14 protein-coding genes are annotated in these 17299 nt (G+C 64.9%); 6 read left to right on the forward strand and 8 right to left on the reverse strand.

Going from position 1 to position 17299, the window contains the following annotated elements; translation table 11 throughout:
- Window positions 1-12 precede the first annotated feature (12 nt).
- From PX52LOC_RS23845 to truD, 4 genes are all read left to right on the forward strand, one after another.
- Entirely contained in the window at window positions 13-1437 is a 1425-nt protein-coding gene (locus PX52LOC_RS23845) for a hypothetical protein (protein ID WP_149112430.1), read from the forward strand.
- A gap of 55 nt (window positions 1438-1492) precedes the next feature.
- A complete protein-coding gene (locus tag PX52LOC_RS23850; RefSeq protein ID WP_149112431.1) occupies window positions 1493-2518 on the forward strand; it encodes a Gfo/Idh/MocA family protein in 1026 nt (341 codons plus the stop codon).
- 144 nt (window positions 2519-2662) lie between these two features.
- Window positions 2663-3373 (forward strand): hypothetical protein, encoded by a 711-nt coding sequence (locus PX52LOC_RS23855; protein ID WP_149112432.1) that lies wholly within the window; start codon window positions 2663-2665, stop codon window positions 3371-3373.
- Between the two features lie 212 nt (window positions 3374-3585).
- Window positions 3586-4797, forward strand: a complete 1212-nt coding sequence (gene truD, locus PX52LOC_RS23860) for a tRNA pseudouridine(13) synthase TruD (RefSeq protein ID WP_149112433.1) — start codon at window positions 3586-3588, stop codon at window positions 4795-4797.
- Here the strand turns inward: truD and PX52LOC_RS23865 are convergent.
- Genes PX52LOC_RS23865 through ubiE form a run of 5 tightly spaced genes read right to left on the reverse strand, consistent with a single transcriptional unit; the run spans window position 4772 to window position 10267 of the window.
- Window positions 4772-6166: a neutral/alkaline non-lysosomal ceramidase N-terminal domain-containing protein gene (locus PX52LOC_RS23865; RefSeq protein ID WP_149112434.1), complete on the reverse strand. Its 1395-nt coding sequence runs from the start codon at window positions 6164-6166 to the stop codon at window positions 4772-4774. The genes truD and PX52LOC_RS23865 overlap by 26 nt on opposite strands.
- On the reverse strand, window positions 6163-6975 hold the full coding sequence (locus PX52LOC_RS23870; protein WP_149112435.1) for a sugar phosphate isomerase/epimerase family protein: 813 nt from the start codon (window positions 6973-6975) through the stop codon (window positions 6163-6165). The genes PX52LOC_RS23865 and PX52LOC_RS23870 overlap by 4 nt, the downstream gene beginning before the upstream one ends.
- Window positions 6972-8486 (reverse strand): trypsin-like peptidase domain-containing protein, encoded by a 1515-nt coding sequence (locus PX52LOC_RS23875; RefSeq protein WP_149112436.1) that lies wholly within the window; start codon window positions 8484-8486, stop codon window positions 6972-6974. The genes PX52LOC_RS23870 and PX52LOC_RS23875 overlap by 4 nt, the downstream gene beginning before the upstream one ends.
- A gap of 17 nt (window positions 8487-8503) precedes the next feature.
- Window positions 8504-9514 (reverse strand): uroporphyrinogen decarboxylase family protein, encoded by a 1011-nt coding sequence (locus tag PX52LOC_RS23880; protein WP_149112437.1) that lies wholly within the window; start codon window positions 9512-9514, stop codon window positions 8504-8506.
- Window positions 9515-9532: 18 nt separating this feature from the next.
- Complete coding sequence (gene ubiE / locus PX52LOC_RS23885) at window positions 9533-10267, reverse strand: bifunctional demethylmenaquinone methyltransferase/2-methoxy-6-polyprenyl-1,4-benzoquinol methylase UbiE (protein WP_218575152.1); 735 nt, start codon at window positions 10265-10267, stop codon at window positions 9533-9535.
- Window positions 10268-10382: 115 nt separating this feature from the next.
- Here ubiE and PX52LOC_RS23890 point away from each other — a divergent pair, with 115 nt between their 5' ends.
- Window positions 10383-11468 (forward strand): M24 family metallopeptidase, encoded by a 1086-nt coding sequence (locus tag PX52LOC_RS23890; protein ID WP_149112439.1) that lies wholly within the window; start codon window positions 10383-10385, stop codon window positions 11466-11468.
- An 86-nt stretch (window positions 11469-11554) separates the two neighbouring features.
- Here the strand turns inward: PX52LOC_RS23890 and PX52LOC_RS23895 are convergent, their stop codons facing one another.
- Both PX52LOC_RS23895 and PX52LOC_RS23900 read right to left on the reverse strand, forming a co-directional pair.
- Complete coding sequence (locus tag PX52LOC_RS23895) at window positions 11555-12235, reverse strand: 3-keto-disaccharide hydrolase (RefSeq protein ID WP_149112440.1); 681 nt, start codon at window positions 12233-12235, stop codon at window positions 11555-11557.
- Window positions 12236-12253: 18 nt separating this feature from the next.
- A complete protein-coding gene (locus PX52LOC_RS23900) occupies window positions 12254-13387 on the reverse strand; it encodes an aldose epimerase family protein (protein WP_149112441.1) in 1134 nt (377 codons plus the stop codon).
- A 136-nt stretch (window positions 13388-13523) separates the two neighbouring features.
- Between PX52LOC_RS23900 and PX52LOC_RS23905 the strand changes: the two genes are divergently transcribed.
- A complete protein-coding gene (locus PX52LOC_RS23905) occupies window positions 13524-15473 on the forward strand; it encodes a YjhG/YagF family D-xylonate dehydratase (RefSeq protein ID WP_168219169.1) in 1950 nt (649 codons plus the stop codon).
- Between the two features lie 88 nt (window positions 15474-15561).
- Here PX52LOC_RS23905 and PX52LOC_RS23910 read toward each other — a convergent pair whose 3' ends face one another.
- Complete coding sequence (locus tag PX52LOC_RS23910; RefSeq protein WP_149112442.1) at window positions 15562-17298, reverse strand: outer membrane protein assembly factor BamB family protein; 1737 nt, start codon at window positions 17296-17298, stop codon at window positions 15562-15564.
- Window position 17299: the final 1 nt, after the last annotated feature.

Below are 17299 nucleotides of genomic sequence, written 5' to 3' on the forward strand. Positions count from 1 at the left end.
TTTGAGGCAACCGTGGCGAACCGCTGGGCCTTGCTCGTCGCCGTCGAGAAACCCCTTCACCCGGAACGCGGCTCGGCCGCGTATGCGGAGGCGGACGCGAAGGCCTGGGCGGAAGCGTTGGTTTCGGCGGGCGTGCCGAAGAACCAGCAGTTCCACCTGACGAACGCCTACGCCACGAAGGCGGCGGTCGAGTCCCGACTGCGTCGGCTGAAGAAGCTCATCAAAAAAGGCGACGAACTCTTCCTCTTCTGGATCGGCCCCGGCTTCACCGAAGAGTCGTGCGGGTTCTTGAACTGTTGGGACACCCTCCCGGACGATGCCCCCGCAACGGCCATCGGCGCTGTAGAACTGCTTGCCAGCCTCGAAGCAACGAAGGCCGGGCAGGTCGCGTGTTTCCTGGCCGCGTCGGGACTGGCCCACGAGGAGTTGGCGAGTCACTTCGAACAATCGCCGAAGGCCGTCGGGTTACTCGCGAGTGAGGCCGACGAAGAAGCGTTGACGGCCCCGGCGATCAAGCACGGCGTCTGGTCGCAACTGGTGGCGGAAGCCTTCGCCGGGCACGCGCGGAAGGCCGTGACCGGCGGGATGATGACCGCCCTCTCGCTCCAGCGATTTCTGGAAGACGAACTGCCCCGACGATTGCGGAAGTATTTCGAAGGCAACGTGCGGCAAACGCCCGTTCTCTTCGGCCGGCAGAACGCCGGGACGGTGCTGGCCCAGTTCGCGAATGTGCCCGACGGTTCCGACGCTGTCTTGGACGCGGGTCGGTTGCGGCGGCTGGTATTCCGATCGGAATCGACCACCCGCGTTCGCGACCTGACGAACTTCCGCAAGACCTTCACCGTGCCGGATACGGCCAGCCCGTCGAACCGCAAGTTCGTGCAGCGGATCGCCACCGACGACATCCGCGCGGAACTCAACCGCGTCTTCGAGGAGTGCCGCGAGCAGTTCGGGTACAAACGGAAGGACTTGGAACTGACCGTCGGTCAGGACGGGACCGGCACGATTCGCACGCCCGATTTCGAGTTCACGCTGTTCGTGGATCTCGTGACCGACGAACCCTCGCAGATCGTCTGGCGGCGCGAGGTCGGGCAGTTCGCCGACGCGGACTTCATCCGTTCGGCCGAGTTCCAGGGCGGGGTCGGATCGCAGTTCGATCAGCTCGTGTTCGAGTTCGCCAAGCCTGTCGACGTGACGGAGTTCATCGACCGCGTGGAGGACACCGCGCCGGCTGGCTTGAAACTCAAAGTCGGCGGCGAAGGGAAGTCGTGCGACATCACGCTGACCGGGTTCGCCGGCACGGTGTCGGTGAAGCGGCACGCCGTGGTCGTGCGCGGGCGGACCGGAAGTGGGACGGGCTTGCTCGACCTGTTCTTGCAAGTCCTGAGTAAATTCGGCTCACTCGGCGAATCGCTGGCCCTGCTCCCCACCCGGTAAGGCCGGCATCCCTACAACACCCGTCCACGCCAGCGACGCCGTTTCAGGGGGCAACATGGTCCGTATCGGGATTGTCGGCATCGGCTTCATGGGCCGCATCCACTACCTTGCCTCGCAGAAACTGGCGAACGCGAAGGTCGTCGCCGTGTGCAGTCGCGACCGGGCGAAGTTGGCCGGCGACTGGACCGAGACGCGCGGCAACTTCGGCCCCGAACCGGGCCAGGTCGATCTCACCGGCGTGAAGACTTACGAGACGCTCAACGCGATGCTCGCCGACCCGGACATCGACCTGATCGACGTCTGTAACCCCACCGATCAGCACCCCACCACCGCGATCGCGGCGCTGAAGGCCGGGAAGCACGTTCTGGTCGAGAAGGCGATCTCGCTCCAACCGGAGCAAGCGGACGAAATGCTCGCGGCGGCGAAGTCGGCCGGGAAGATGCTCATGGTGGCCCACGTGCTGCCGTTCTTCCCAGAGTTCCGGTACGCGGCGACGGCCATCCGCGGCGGGGAGTACGGCAGGTTGATGGGGGCGCACTTCAAGCGGGTGATTTCGAAGCCGGACTGGTCCGCCGACATCGGCGACGCGAGCAAGACCGGCGGGCCTGCGATCGACTTGCACATCCACGACACGCACTTCATCGGCCTCGCGTGCGGTGTGCCGAAGGCGGTGTTTTCGAGCGGCGTCGTCGACCCGTCGGGGGCCGTGACGTACCTGACGACCCAGTACCTTTACAGTCCCGGCGGCCCGAGCGTGACCTGTTCCAGCGGGGCCGTCTCGATGCCCGGCCGGTCGTTCGTTCATGGCTTCGAAATCTATCTGGAGAAGGCAACTCTTCTGTACGATTCGGGCGGCCCTGCCCTCACGCTGTTGACCGCGGACGGAAAGAGCGTTCACCCGGAAGTTGAGGGCGGTGGCGACCCGTTGGCCGCCTTTACGAGTGAAATTCAGACCGCCGTCGATGCTGTCGCGGCCGGTCGCGAGAGTGATCTTCTTAGTGCGAAACTGGCAAGGGATGCTCTGGTCCTCTGCTACCGCGAGTGTCAGTCGGTAAAGACGGGTGGAGTCGTCCCAGTTTAGGATCATGCTTACCCAGATTGCCCCCTTTCGGTAATCGGAATGGTCTTCGCCGTCGGGACCATTTCGCCGTTTGATAAACTGGAACGATTACCTGGGTTGCAGCAGTTCTGACGATGTTGGCAATGTCCCCTACGAGGCGTTGCCATGAATCGGTTGACGTGCGGCTTACTCTTGATCGCGTTCGTGTTGGTGCCGGGGTGTACGACGTGCTCCTACCGGGCGGGCGATCAATGCCTCGTGCCGGAGAGTTGCCCGGAGTATCCCGCTGACCAGCGAGCAAAGGTTTACGCGATCATCTTCCGCGGCTTCGACCCGTTCCACCTCACGCACGTCGAGAAATTGCGTGAAGAGCTCAACCAGCACGGCTTCGCGAAGGTCTACTGCGTGGACTTTTACCACGAAGCGTTCATCGAAAAAGAGATCAAGCGGATTCTTTGCGAAGACCCGGACGCTCGGTTCGTGGTGGTCGGGTACAGCTTAGGGGCGGGGGTGGCCCAAAACTTGGTGACCCGGGTAACGGCGTGTTCCGTTCCCGTAGACGCTCTCGTGGAGATCGCCCCTGTCTACTTGCCGTTCACCGGCACGGGGCCGGATCTGAGTCGCGTCGGCCGTCACCTTATCATCGCGAACTCGTACACACAACCGGCCTGTCACACGCGGGCTGAAGTTCTGAACCTCAGCGGGGCCGGATTCTTGACCGAGCCGTCCAACCCCGTCACGGTGCAAATGCTGCGGGATATCCTCATGGCGTCTGCGGAGCACGTTCCGCCGTCCAGTAACGACGCCCATCCCACTGTGCCGTTGGTTGACAACCCGGCCCCGTTGCCCGGCCAGAACTTCGAGATTCCGCGTTAACTCTTGAGGGAATCCACTCGATCAGGGCGGGAAATTCGGAAACGATGTTGACTGGTGATGGGCTACGGATTATTGTATAGTACAGAGGCCGAGAGACGATGTGGATTTGAAGCTGAGTGGGCGACAGCTTCTCATTCACCACTCTCGGCCTCTTTTTTCGTTTACACTGTGAGCCTCTCGACAAATCGGCCGTCGTCTGTTTCAATCAACTCATGAAGATCAAGCAACTCCCCGAAGACTTCATCGTCGAAGAGGTTACGTCCGTCACGCCGTCCGGCGGCCCGTTCGCCTACTACCGCCTCGACAAGATCGGTTGGACGACGCCCGACGCCTTGAACGCCGTTCGCCGGCGGTGGGACATCGACGGGCGGCGGTTGAGCTACGGCGGACTGAAAGACCGCCACGCGAAGACGAGTCAACACTTTACGATCTACCACGGCCCGACTCGTAACCTCCAGCACGAACGGGTCACAGTCACCTACCTCGGACCAGTCGCGGAACCGTTCACCGCCCAACAAATCGGTGCGAACCGCTTCACGATCACGATGCGGGCCATCGCCGCCGGCCAAGTTCCCGGCATCCGGGCGGCGATCGACGAAGTCCACGCGAGCGGCCTGCCGAATTATTTTGACGACCAGCGGTTCGGCTCCGTCGGCTCGTCCCAAGAGTTCGTGGCGAAGGAAATGGTCCGCGGGAATTTCGAAGCGGCCCTCAAACTGGCGTTGGCCTCGCCCTACGAGTTCGACCGGGCGGCCCAGAAGCGAGAGAAGGCGACCCTACTCGAACATTGGGGCGACTGGCCGGCGTGCAAGGCCAAACTCGACCGCGGCCACGCCCGGAGTTTGGTCGATTACCTCGTTCACCACCCGACCGACTTTCGCGGGGCGGTCGCCCGATTGAAGCCGGAATTGCAGGGGCTGTACCTCTCGGCCTACCAGAGCCACGTCTGGAACCGCGTCCTGGCCTTGTGGCTGACGCAGACCCTTTCGCCCGACCGCCTCGCCCGAATCGACCTCCACCACGGGCACTTACCTGTGCCGACGAGTCTGCCCGAGGAACTGGTGGCCAAGTGGGAATCGTTGCAGTTGCCGCTGCCGTCGGCTCGGCTGAAGCCCGATGTGACGGCCGCGTGGCTGCCGCTGACAGAGGCGGTGTTGCAGGACGAGGGGCTGGCCCTGGCGACGATGAAAATACCCGGCCTGCAAAAGCCGTTCTTCTCGAAGGGCGATCGGAAAGCGTGCGTCCGCCCGCAAAATTTGGAAGCGAAGGACGACGCGGACGACCAGAACCGCGGCCGGCGGAAGGTGATCTTGCGGTTCGAACTCCCGCGCGGCAGTTACGCAACGATGCTCGTGAAGCGGGTCGCGCAACTACACGCCCGCCCGCCCGAACCGGCCGCTACTTCTTCTCCGCCAGTTCCTTGAACGCCTGGCACAACAACGGGGCGGCCTCGGGGCCGATGCTGTTGATCTCGCCGTAGGGGGCTTTCTTCAAGCCGTAGCAGTAGGGGGCTTTCTCGTCCCACTGCCGCTTCGGGATGAAGTAACCGAGTTCGTCGTTCGCCAGCCCGATGAGCATTCGGTGCTTGTTCTTGAGTTGTGCGTAGATCGCCGGCTCCACGGGCGCGTCGGGGAAGTCTGCCCCCGGGTCGACGGGGTCTTGCACCTTCCCCAACACCAACTCGGGGTAAATCTCGCCAGGGATCGCCGCGATGTCGAGTTCGCCCAGGCGGATCCGGCCGACCTCCGTCTTTACCGCGACGGCGGCCATCACGTCCTTCGTTTCGACGAACGCCTCTGGTACGGGTTGGCCCTTCCACTCGTACATGGCCCGATTCAGGGTGCCGACCTGTTTGCCGATCTTGTAGAGGCTGTTATCGACCGGCATCAGCATCGTCCGTGTGCGCACGTCGAACGGCAACAAGTTGACCGGTCCGGCCGATTTCATCGCCTGATTCGCCAGACCCGCGACGAGTTCGCCGTACTTCTCCGTCTTCTCGAACGTACCGTCCTGGAGCAACACGCCCGCGGCGTTCTTGACTTCCACCTTCAGCGATGTCATCAACCCGCCGACCGAGCCGTTGAAGTACACCACCGGGCACTGGTGTTCCTTCTCCAACGTCTTGACGGTGGACGCGACGAAGTCGGCGCTCACCTCAGTGTTCTTGTCGTCGAGCGTTTCCGGGTGGCAGTTCCACTGCACGATCATGCCCGCGACCTTCTTCGTCTCCGGGGAAGTGAACCGCAAGACGACGACCTCGTCGTGAAGGACGATCGGCTGCCGGTTGTCGTGGAGCAAGTCGCCGTTCTTGGCCGTGCCGATCTCCGCGCGAACCGGCACGAGCTTTTCGCCCGCCTGGAGGATCGCTTTTGCCGCCCCGTCTTCGACCGACTTCAGGTAGGCCGGATCGACGCCGGACGACAGGTACGTCGCCCCCCAGAGGCCCAGCGTATCCGGCCCTTCGTGGTTGTGCGTGCTGGACACGAGCACGTACTGGAAGCCCGGCAGTTGCTTCCGCACGTTCTCCACGGTCGGCAGGAACAGGCCGATCACGTCTACGCAGACGAAGCCAATCTTCTGCTTGCCGTCGGAGAACACGACTGCCCGCGCCATAATCGGGTCGTGAACCTTGGTCGCCTTGCGGTTCAAGCCGAACCCGGCGAGGTAGACGGGCTTCTTCCCGATCGTCGGCGACAAGTCCACTTCGGCGAAGCCGACGGAGAGTTGCGCGTCGGCCGCGAACAGGGGGAAAGCCATGCCGGCGAGGAGGACGAGGGAGAAGAGGCGGGTCATGGTTCACACTCTCGCATGTAGCGGATGCTCTCGCGAGCGATCGTTTCGGGGTCGGGGGCGTAGTCGAAGACTTCGACCGACACCCAGCCGTCGTACTCGGCGTCCTTCAAGGCGCGGAAGATCGGCTTGAAGTCGGTGTCGCCGAACCCCGGCCCGCGGCGGTTCGGGTCGTTGGCGTGGAAGTGGAACGTGTGGCCCGCGTTCGCCCGAATGACGTCCGGGATGGGGGCGTCCTCGGCGGACATCGCCTTTACGTCGAGGTGCAACTTCACGTTCGGGTGGCCGAGCTTGGCCATCAGGGCGACAGCGTGCGCGGCGGTGTTGAGGTAGTTCGTCTCGACCGGCCCGAGCGGTTCGAGGCAGATCGTTACGCCCGTCTTTTCCAGCGTCGGCAAGGTTCGGCCCAGGGTGTCGAGCGTGAAATCGTCGGCCGCTTCGCGGGTCGTGCCGGCGAGCAAGTTCCGCTGGAGCGGCGAGCCGAGGACCATGAGGTTCCCGCCCAGGTCGGCGGTCGCCTGCGCGAGCGCGGCGAGGTAGTCGCCGGTCTTCTGCCGAACGTCCGCGTCGGGCGTGTTGAGGTAGAAGCCGCTCGTCTTCGCCAGCAGCCAGTGGAGGCCGATGATCGTGACGCCGGCCGCTTCCGCCTGCCGCCGAAGTTCGCCCCGGCGCGCGGCCGAGACGTCGGTAATGAGCGGGGCCAGCGTGAACGGGGCGACTTCCAACCCGGTGTAGCCGAGGCTGGAGACGGCGTAGCAAACGCGGGCGTGATCCCAGCCCTCGAACGTCTCATTGCAGATGGCATACTTCATGGCAGGCTCACCACTTTCGTGTGACCGAGCGAGTCGCTGAGGGTCAGCCGGACTGTCTGGGCTTTCTTCGCTGCTGAATAGAAGGCGGCCGGCGTCGGCGTCGGCGTGTCGTTCACCGCGGTGATGAACCAGCGGTTCGACTCGATGCCCGCCTGCTTGAACGCGGCCTCGGCGCGACTCTTCGGCTCAAGTTCTTGAACGATGACGCTCTGCCAGTTCAACCCGCCCCGCGTCCCCCCCGGGCCGTTCACTTGCTGGGCGAGCAAGCTGCTGTACTCCACTCGCAGGCCGTAGACCGATGCCGGGCGGTTGGAGGCGATCGTCGCGTAGGGGTGTTGGAATTTCGCGAGGGTCGCCTTCAGGTGAAGCGTTGCGTGCCCGCGCAGGACGGTGAGCGTCACCTCGCGACCGGCGAGCGCCCCGCCGATGAGGAGGAACAGGTCTTGTTCCTCCACGATCGGCCGGCCGTTGACGGCATGGATGAGGTCGCTCTGTTGGACCCTCGCGATGTCGGCCGGCGACCCCGGCGTCACACCGTTGACCTTCAGGCCCGGTTCCTCGGGCGGCTGCGACATCAGGCCGGGGGCCACGCCGAGGAAGCCGTACTCGACTTCCTCGCCCGTCTTCAACACCTCGACGATGCCGCGGTAAATGCTGTCCATCGGCATAGCGAACCCGCCGGCCGACTCGCTACCCGCCACGGCGGCCGCTGCGGATGTTAGCCCGATCAACTCCCCGTCGAGGTTGAATACGCCGCCGCCGCTGCACCCCATGTTCAGTCGGGCGTCGGTCTGAATCAGGCTCCCACACTGGTAGAGGTAGCCGGACCGCACGTCGTCCGCCCCGACCGGGAGGGGGGCCTTCCGGCTGACGTTGCTAACGATGCCCCACGACGCGCTCGCCTTGCCGTCGGTCAGGCCGGCCGCGAACGGGTGCGCGAGAGAAATGACCCACTGCCCGCGTGTGACGCTCGCCTTCGCGCGGGGCGTGTCCTCCGTGCGAACGTCTGCGAACTTGACGGCCGTGAGTTTCGGTGACGACAAGTGCAGACGCAGGACGGCCAGGTCGCTGCGGGCGTCGGCTGCGACGATGTCGGCGTACGCCCCGCCGGTGCCCGACGGCCGGGCGTAGATCTTCCGCGCCCCTTCGATGAGGTGGTAGCAGGTCAGAACGAGCCGCTGCTCGGCGTCGATGACGATACCAGAACCGAGGGTGTAATCGCCGATGTTCCGCGCGTCGCTGAGGTCGAGCTTGTCGCGCTCCGGCACCCGCAGCGTCGGCGGGAAGGGGTTATGGGGCTGGTACTCGCCGAGCTTCCACGGTTGGGTGGGGCTGGGGGCGTCGTGCTTGGGGTTGTGCGAAATCACCAGGGCCACGACCGACCGTTCGGCCCGGTCGATCAGCTTCTTCATCCGCTCTTGCAGGGCGGCTGGGTCGGGATCGGCGGCGAACCCGGCTGGTGGGCCGACCAGCAGGAAACCGAGGCAGGTGATCAGAATCGAACGGGGCATCGCACGCTTCCCCCGGCTCAGAGGCCCGCCTTCGCGGCGCGGATGTAGGCTTCGAAGTTGGCGACCGGCGTCTCTTTCCCGACGCCGTGATTCAGGTTCATAATATGACGTTGCCCGCCGCCCGCCCGCAGGCACGCGCGGACCGCCTCTTCCACCTGTTCCGGCGTGCCGGTCCGCAGCGTCTCCTCGCTGACGTTCCCCTGGAACGACAGGTGCGGGTACAGCTTCCGCGCGGCCGCGAGGTCGTGCTGCAGGCCGAGGCTGATGACTTCCGCGCCGGTTTCCGCCATCCGGTCGAGGTACGGGCATTCCTTCACGAACAAGATTCGCGGCACGCCCGTCGCGGCCCGGAAGATCGCGGCGTGCTGGCGCTGTGCCCATCGCTCGTACTCGTCCGGCGTCAGCATCCCGGCCCACGAGTCGAAGAGTTGATAGATGTCCGCACCGTCTCCGATCAGCGTTCGCAGGAACCCGCCGGTCGCCACGGTCAGCCGTTCGAGCAGACCGTCCCACACCTGAGGCTGCTCGGCCGCGAAGCGGCGTGTGGCGGCCACGTCCTTGCCGGTGCCGATGCAGTACGTTGCCACGGTGAAGGGTGAGCCGGCGAAGACGATGACCGGCAGTTCACCCTTCAGTTCTTCCTTCGTCCGCCGCAGGAGTTGGCGGATGTGGCCGTAGCTTTCGGGGGGCGGCTCGGGATTCAGGCGGTTGAGGTCCGCGAGGGTGCGAATCGGCCGGTCGGGTTGGGGGCCGATGTCTTTCTTCAACTCGAACGGCAGCCCCATCGCGAGGGGCAGGGTTGTGATGTCGTAGAAGAGGATGATCGCGTCCACGCCGAGCCGTCGCGGGCAGAGCGTGCCGAGCAGGGCCTTCTCGACGTTCTCGGAGAACTCGAAGAACGGCAGGCCGGCACGGACTTTGTTGAACTCCGGGTCCCACCGCCCGGCTTGCCGCATCGCCCAGACGGGTACGCGCTCGATCGGTTCGCCGCGGGCGGCTCGGACTAACAGGTGGGAAGAGGACGGCATCACGAATCCCGGACGGTGTCAACCCGCACGCGGCGGCTTCTCACCAACATACAAGGTCGCGATGCCGAAGGTGAGCGGGAAATGAGTTACGTTCACCAGCCCGTGGCCCCGGAGCTTCGCGGCCATCGCCTCTCCGTCCGGGAAGCTCAGCACGCTGGCCGGGAGATACTTGTAGGCGTCCTGGTTGTTCCGGCTGAAGAACTGCCCGACCCGTGGCAAAATCGAGCGGAAATAGCCGAGGTAAAGTTGGCCGAATAGTCGGCCCCGCGGCTTCGAGAATTCGAGGATGGCGAGGCGGCCGCCGGGTTGCGCCACTCGGACCATCTCCCGCAGGCCCGCGTCGGTGTCGGTCACGTTCCGCAGGCCGAAAGCGTTCGACACGATCTGGAAGGAATCGTCGGGGAAGGGCAAGTGCTGCGCGTCCGCCTCCACGAACCGGATACGGCCGCCCGCCCCGGCCTTCGCCGCCTTCGCAATCCCCCGCACGAGCATTTCGTGACAGAAGTCGGCCGCGACGATCGGCACCTTCCCGCCGGCGGCACGGTCGTAGGTCAGGGCGAGGTCGCCGGTGCCGGTGCAGAGGTCGAGGATCGGCGCATCGCCGACCGGAGGCACGCGGCGAGCCGTCGTCGTCCGCCACCGCTTGTCGACGTTCAGGCTCAGGAAGTGGTTGAGGAAGTCGTACCACGGCGCGATCTCGCCGAACATCCGGCGGATGCGGTCTTCGCGCTTGTCGAGGAGATCGGTCGCCACGGGCACTCGCGGGGTGGAGGGTTCCGGTTGGTATACTGTCGCAACCGCGGTGCGGGCCATTCCATAACCCGTGAAGTCGGATACCCTATCGGGAACCCTTCCCCCGAGGTGGACCATGTTAACGGCCGAAGGCTGTGCCGCACGCCGGCAGCGACTGCTCGAACGACTACAACCGACCGGGCCGCTGTTGCTCGGCGACCCACTGCACCTGCGGTACTTCGCGAACCTCTACGTGGACCCGTTCAGCCTCGGGGCGGACTACGGGGCGTTGCTGCTGCTGAAGCCGGACGGCGAGGCGTCGCTGTTTTACGACGCGCGCCTGCCGAAGTCTGTGGACGCGGTCCACGTCACGAGCAAGACAGCCGTGAAGTGGTACGACGGTGTGTCGCCGGGGCAGGGGCCGCGGCGGATGATTTTGCGGCCGGCCGTGGACGCCGCCGGGACGGGCGGCCGGATTCACGACTCGATCGCCGACGCGATGGCCCCGCAACTCTTCGGCCTCATCGGCGAGATGCGACGGGCAAAGGACGACGACGAGGTCGCGCTGATCTCGGCGTGCTGTCGGGCGGGCGAAGCCGGGATGGCGTGGGCACGGCAGAACGTGAAACCGGGGATGACCGAACTCGACGTGTACGAGGGCGTCTTCAAGGCGTGTTCCGACCACGCGAAGCAACCCGTCATCGTCTACGGCGACTTCGCGGTTTCGCCCGGATCGGCCAAGCGGGGCGGGGCACCGACGCAGAAGGTCATTCAGCCCGGCGAAACGCTCATCCTCGACTTCTCGGTTGTCATCAGCGGCTACCGGAGCGACTATACGAACACGCTCGTCGTCGGGGCCGAACCGACCGCCGACCAGCAACGACTCTTCGACCTGTGCGTGTTGGCGATGAAGGCCGGCGAACGCCACCTACGAGCAGGGGTCCACGGTAAAGACGTTTACGAGGCGGTGCGGACCGTCTTCAAGGACGCCGGCGTTGCCGACGCCTTCCCGCACCACGCGGGCCACGGCATTGGCCTCGCTCACCCGGAAGCGCCGTTCCTGGTCAAGCAATCGCTGGAATCGCTTGTCGCCGGCGACGTGGTGACGCTGGAACCGGGCCTGTACGTGGACGGCGTCGGCGGCATTCGCGTCGAGCACAACTACCTCGTCACCGAGACGAGCTTCGAGCAACTGAGCCAGCACGAGTTGACGCTGAAATGAAGGCGAGCCGGGTTCCGTAAGGTGCCGGGTGAATGTCGTTGCCACTCACCCGGCACCTTACGGTGCTCGGCTCGCCAAGATCGTGACTACTTCATCTCTTTGATGGCGATGTCCTTGAAGTGAACCTCCGTGCCCTCCGACTGGAGGGCGATCTTTCCCTTCTTCAAACTGCCGTTGCGGCCCTCGATCACCTTTGTGCCGTTGATGGCGAGCGTGATGCTCCCATCGCGGCAAGTGATTTCGTACTCGTTCCACTCACCGAACGCTTTCTCGACGGGCTTGTCCTTGTCGATGCGAAAGTAGTGCCGGTCGGTCTTGTCGTTGGCATCCTTCAACCCCGCGTCGAACGACAACGTCGGCAGTTTGCCGTCTGCTCCCGGGTTCAGCCAGATGTCGCCGGCCCGCCCGGACCGCAGTTGGGCCTCGATCGAACTCGGCCACACCTTGTCTTCGCCGGTGCAGTGCAGGAGAACGCCGGTGTTGCCGGCCTTCAACTCGGCCGGGTACCGCCACTTCACCTTGAGAACGTAGTTGGAGTACTCCTTCTCGGTCATGACGTAGCCGTTCGGCTTGCCGTTGCAGCGGATGACGCCGTCCGCGACTTGCCACGTCGTCTTCGGGTCGGGGTTGGGGATGTCCTTCGACGGCCGGAGGTACGTCGTCCAGCCCGTCAGGTCTTTGCCGTTGAAGAGTGGCGTAAAACCGTCGTCAGCGGCCCGCACGAGGCTGCCGCTGACGACGAACAGAAGGGCGATGGCGCAACGCATGGCGAATCTCGGAGAGGGTTACTTCTTCACGCCGAAACGGTAGCTCGTCGTCTGCTTGTACTCTTCGCCCGGCTTCAGGATCGGGGCGACCCAGCCTTCAGTGCCGACTTTGTTGACCGCGTCCGGGAACTTCTGCGGCTCCATGCAGAAGCCGTTGTACTGCTGGTACACGGCCCCGCCCTTGCCGGTGTTCGTGCCGTCGAGGAAGTTGCCGGTGTAGAACTGCAACCCCGGCTGATCGGTGTAGACCTCCAGCGTGCGGCCGTACCTCTGGTCCGTCACGCGGGCGGCCAGGAACGGCACGCCGCCGGCTTTGCCGTCGAGGACGTAGTTCAGGTCGTAGCCGATCGGCTTACCGCCGACTTCCTTCATGCGGCTGACGATGATCGTCGGCTTCGTGAAGTCGAACGGCGTGCCCGCCACCGGCTGAATCTTGCCCGTCGGGATCAGCGTCTCGTCGGCCGGGGTGAACGCCTTCGCAAAGATTTCGACCTCGTGGCCGAGGATGATGCCGCTGTTGTGGCCGGCGAGGTTGAAGTAACTGTGGTGCGCGAGGTTGCAGAGCGTCGTCTTGTCGGTCGTCGCGTTGTACTCGACCTTCAACTCGTTGTCGTTCGTCAGAGTGTAGGTCAGCTTCACCGACAGGTTGCCGGGATAACCTTCTTCCTTGTCTTTGCTGACGTAGCTGAGCGTGATGCTCGGCCCGCCCGCGCCCATCGTCGGCGCGTCGGCCCGCCACATCTTCTTGTCGAACCCGTCCTTGCCCCCGTGCAGCGTGTGCGCGCCGTTGTTCACCGTGACCTGATACTCCTTGCCGTCGAGCGTGAACTTGCCGTTCGCGATGCGGTTCGCACACCGCCCGGCATTCGCACCAAAGTACGGGCTACCCTTCAAGTAGCCGTCCATGTTGTCGAAGCCGAGGGCCACGTCGGCGAGATTGCCACCCTTGTCCGGCACGTGAATTTCAGTGACGATCGCGCCGTAATCGATCACCTTGATCTTCGCGCCGTTTTTGTTGACGAGTGTGTACGCGGTCACGACGGTTTTGCCGTCGGCGAGTTTGCCGAAGGTCGTTTGCTCGACTTGCGGGCCGACGGCGGTGACGGGCGTGAGCATGATGACGAGACCTAACAGGGAGAGGGAGAATCGCATAATCCGTTTCCTGAAGATGGGGGAGCGGGGAACATCGTAGCGGTTCGCCGCGAAATTGGCAGCGAGGCGGCCGGGCATTTTCGCGCGACTCGGTACCATAGCAGCAACCGCTGTTCACCTGCCGCGAGCCTTCTCCATGACGACCTTCGCCGACATCGTTGAGACGAACGACCCCTCCCTCTACCAACTCGTCACCACCACGCCGGGGCCAAGCGGGCAGCTGCCGTTGACCGACGAGTTCCTCCGGTTCGCCCCGTCCGGCGACCTGTTCGGGTGGACGCAGAACGTCGGCATGGGGCTGAACCCGCAGTTGCTCGGCCGGAAGGAATTCCTCATCCTCTCGACACACGGCGGCCTGCGGGCGGACGACGGTTCGCCGATCGCGCTCGGCTTCCACAGCGGGCACTGGGAAGTCGGTTTGCTCGTGAAGGCAGCGGCGGAAGAGTTCCAGCGGCTGAAGACGATCCCGTTTGCCGGTGCCGTGACCGATCCGTGCGACGGCCGCACGCAGGGCACGCCGGGCATGTTCGACAGCCTGCCGTTCCGCAACGACGCTGCCCAAGTGCTACGCCGCCTGATGCGAAGCCACCCGACGCGGGCCGGCGTCCTCGGCGTGGCGACGTGTGACAAGGGACTGCCGGCGATGATGATGGCTCTCGCCAGCCAGCATGATTATCCGGTCGTGCTGGTGCCCGGCGGGTCGATGCTCGCCGGCGAGACGGGAACCGAGGACACGGGGAAAGTGCAGACGATCGGGGCACGCTACGCGCACGGTGAGATCACGCTGGAACAAGCGGCAGAGGCGGGCTGCCACGCCTGTGCGTCGCCCGGTGGTGGCTGCCAGTTCCTCGGCACGGCGGCCACGTCGCAGGTCGTCGGCGAAGCCCTTGGCTTGACGGTCCCGCACGCCGCTCTCGCCCCGTCGGGTCAGCCGATCTGGCTCGACATGGCCCGTCGCTCGGCCAAGGCGCTCGTGAACCTGTCGGCGAAGAAGATCACGACCCGGCAGATTCTCACCGACGGGGCTGTGAAGAACGCCCTCGCCGTCTTCGCGGCCTTCGGCGGTAGCACGAACTTGCTGTTGCACACGCCGGCCGTAGCCTACCACGCAGGTTTGAGCCGCCCGACCATCGAAGACTGGACGTACTTCAACCGGGCCGTGCCGCGGCTGGTGGACGCCCTGCCGAACGGTCCCGTCGGCCATCCGACCATCCGCGTCTTCCTCGCGGGCGGCGTGCCGGAGGTGATGTTGCACCTCCGCGAACTCGGCCTCTTGCAACTCGACGCGCTCACCGTGACCGGCGACACACTCGGCAAAGTCCTCGACTGGTGGGCGAAGTCCGAACGGCGGAAACGGCTGCGCGACTTGCTGATGACCCGCGACAAGATTGACCCGGACACCGTCATCTTCTCGCCGACCACCGCAAAGGCCCGTGGGCTGACGAGCACGATCACCTTCCCCGTCGGCAACCTCTGCCCGGACGGCAGCGTGATTAAATCGACGGCCATCGACCCGAGCGTGGTGGACGCCGACGGCGTGTACCGCAAGGTCGGCCCGGCGAAAGTGTTCATCACCGAGAAGGCCGCCATCGCCGCGATCAAGAACGACATCGTCCAACCCGGCGATGTGCTGGTCCTCTGCTGCCGCGGTCCCCTCGGTAGCGGCATGGAAGAAACCTATCAGGTCACGTCGGCCCTCAAGCACCTGAAATGGGGCAAGCAGATTGCGGTCCTCACCGACGCCCGCTTCAGCGGTGTCAGCACCGGGGCGTGCATCGGCCACGTTTCGCCGGAAGCCCTGGCCGGCGGGCCGATCGGCAAACTTCGCAACGGCGATCGCATCGAGATCGTCATCGACCGGAACAAACTCGAAGGCACGGTCAACCTCGTCGGCGACGCCGACGGCGTCCACAACGCTGCGTGGGGCACGGCCGAACTCGCGAAACGCCCACCGCGGCCGGACCTGCAACCCGACCCTGGCCTGCCGGCCGACACGCGACTGTGGGCCGCCCTCCAGCACGCCAGCGGCGGCGTCTGGGGCGGCTGCGTGTACGACGTGGAGAAGATCGTGGAGAAGCTACGGTGAGAAACCCGGCGAGCCGAGCACCGTAAGGTGCCGGGTGTCGATCGGCGACATTTACCCGGCACCTTACGGTGCTCGGCTCGCCGGGAGCTTACTTCAAATTCAGTTCGTAGACCGCGACCTCGCTATTATTCCGCACGAAGAGATTGCCGTGGGCGACGACGGGGTGGTTCCACGTCTTGCCGTCGAGGGCTTGCAGCTTCGCGATCTCCGTGTGCTCGTCCGGGTTCGCGGCCACCAGGATGATTTTGCCGTCCACGGCTTGCACGACCAGCACGGCCTGATCGCCAAGCAATAGCACTTGGCCGTGGCCGTACTGCGTGCCGGTCTTCCACTTCCGAGAGCCGTCCTTCAGGTCGATGCAGGTGAAGGACTTGTCGTCGAAGCCGTAGAAGTGGCCGACGTGGACGACGCCATCGTTGAAGTACGGCTTCAGGTTCTTCGACTTCCACACGACCTCCGTCTTCCACGTGTCGCCGTCGCGCGTGACGTGGACGCGCTGCGTGCCCTGATCGGTGCCGACGCCGGTGCCGATGAGGAGGTCGGTGTCGCTGAGGACGGCCGGCTGACTGACGCGATTGACGCCGCGCTGCTTCCAGTCGTGGACCCAGAGGACTTTGCCGTCGGCCGGTTGGTACGACTCGATGCCGACGTCGCTCACCATCAGGATTTGGTCGACGCCGCCGAGTTTCGCCAGTTGGGCCGAACTGTAGCCGAAGGTTCCGTTGCCGGCCGTCCACGCGAGTTCACCGGTGTCGGTCTTGTAGGCCGCCGTGCCCTTGCCGCCCGGCCCGTTGGCGAAGACGACCACGACACCCTGCGCGACCAGTGGGGAACTTGAATAGCCCCACTGCTGCACCTTCGCGCCGGTGTCGGCCGGCACGTCGCGTTCCCAGACGCTCGTGCCCTTCGCCGCGTCCAGGCAGACGAGTTTGCCGCTGCCGCCGAAGGTGTACGCCCGCCCGCCCACGATTGTCGGCGTACCCCGCGGCCCGACGCCGGCGATTTGCTCGTAGAACCGGGCCGGGTAGCGGTACTCCCACACCAGCGCCCCGGTCGTGGTCGTGTAGCACGTTACCGCTTCCTGCTGTTCGTCCACCTGTTCCTGCGTGAACAACTTGTCGCCGACGACCGCGAAACTGCCCCAACCCGCGCCGATGCGGTGCTTCCAGAGCAACTTCGGCGGATGCGTGTTCCAGTCGGTGTCGATCGTTACGCCGGTCGCGTTGTCGTCGCGCTTCGGCCCGCGGAACTCCGCCCAATCGCCCGGCCCGACCGTGATCGCGTCGGACCGCGGGGCGGCCGCGGCCCACTTCGCACGCTCTTGCTGAAAGCTTTCCATCTTGGTCGGGTGCCACCGCCAGTCGAGTTCCGGCTCGATTTCGGCGTTCGTCTCGTCGATTCGCACCATCGTGAAAAGTGCCCACCCCCCGACGATCACGCCGAGCAACCCGGCGAGTTGCACCAACCGCGGCGCGGGCCGACTGATTACGAGCCACGCCACCCAGAGGAATGCCACCAATGGGAAGCCGAACAGCAGGACCGTAATCATCGACGGCCGGTAGAAGACGAGCATGTTCGCGAGCGCCGGCACCAAGAACAGGCCGACCGGCAGCCATCGGAATGCCCCACGGACACGACTGCCCCGCAGCCACCAGAGCAGGATTCCGATAGACGCGATCGTCGGCCCGCCGAGGCCGAGGAGGAAGTGGTACGGCGTCCGCGGAAAGACGATCGGCAGGAAAACGAACGCCGCCGCGGCAAGGCCGACCATGATGAGGGCCGGGTAGAGCCGGATTTTCGGTTCCGGTTCCAGAGTTGTCGTCATC

Origin of the sequence: Limnoglobus roseus, assembly GCF_008254045.1 — a bacterium.
Lineage (GTDB): Bacteria > Planctomycetota > Planctomycetia > Gemmatales > Gemmataceae > Limnoglobus > Limnoglobus roseus.